Below are 852 nucleotides of genomic sequence, written 5' to 3'. Positions count from 1 at the left end.
CAGGCCGCTGAAATACCTCGAGCGGACGTCAGCGCGACGACTGCCTGAAGCGTTGATTTGAGGATCCCATCCAGCCCTACTTTCATGCGCGGCGCAGACACCTTCACCGAGAGTTTGTTCACTATGCGGAGGCTGGATGATTTCGTGCCGAAGTCCCATCCGCTGCGCTCGATCCGCACCATGGCCAACCAGGCGCTGGTGAAGATGGACCGGTTGTTCGCGCAGATGTACGAGGCCGATATCAAGGGTGGCCGGCCCAGCATCGCGCCGGAGAAGTTGCTGCGAGCCATGCTGCTGCAGGTGCTCTACAGCATTCGCTCCGAACGTCAGCTCATGGAGCAGACACACTACAACTTGCTGTTTCGCTGGTTCATCGGGCTGTCGATGGACGATCCAGTTTGGGTGCCCACCGTGTTCACCAAGAATCGCGAACGGCTGATCAAGCATGATGCGGTAATCGAATTTTTCAACGAGGTGCTGGCCATCGCGCAGAAGAAGAACTGGCTGTCGGGTGAGCACTTCAGCGTGGACGGCACGCTGATTCAGGCGTGGGCAGGCCACAAGAGCTTCGTGCGCAAGGATGGCGGCGACAACGACGACGATAACGATGGCGCCAACTTCAGGGGACGCAAGCGCAGCAACGAGACACACGAGTCCAAGACCGATCCCGATGCCAAGCTGTACCGCAAGGGCAAGACTGCCAGCGAACTGCGCTACATGGGCCATACCCTGAGCGACAACCGCCACGGTCTGGTGGTGAGCGCGATGGTGACCAATGCGGACGGACACGCCGAGCGCGAGGCTGCGAAGGTCATGCTCAACGATGCCAGGCAGGTGGTTGAGGACCTGAAC

1 protein-coding gene is annotated in these 852 nt (G+C 59.9%); it reads left to right on the top strand.

What is annotated here, in order from left to right; translation table 11 throughout:
- Positions 1-84: 84 nt before the first annotated feature.
- Positions 85-852 (top strand): IS5 family transposase (locus tag AC1Q6V_RS34625; RefSeq protein ID WP_492344782.1); only part of this gene is annotated, 768 nt, incomplete at its 3' end.

The sequence above is a fragment of the Cupriavidus sp. GW823-FHT07B10 genome, assembly GCF_058794355.1.
This window is presented reverse-complemented; position numbering and strand designations above follow the sequence as displayed.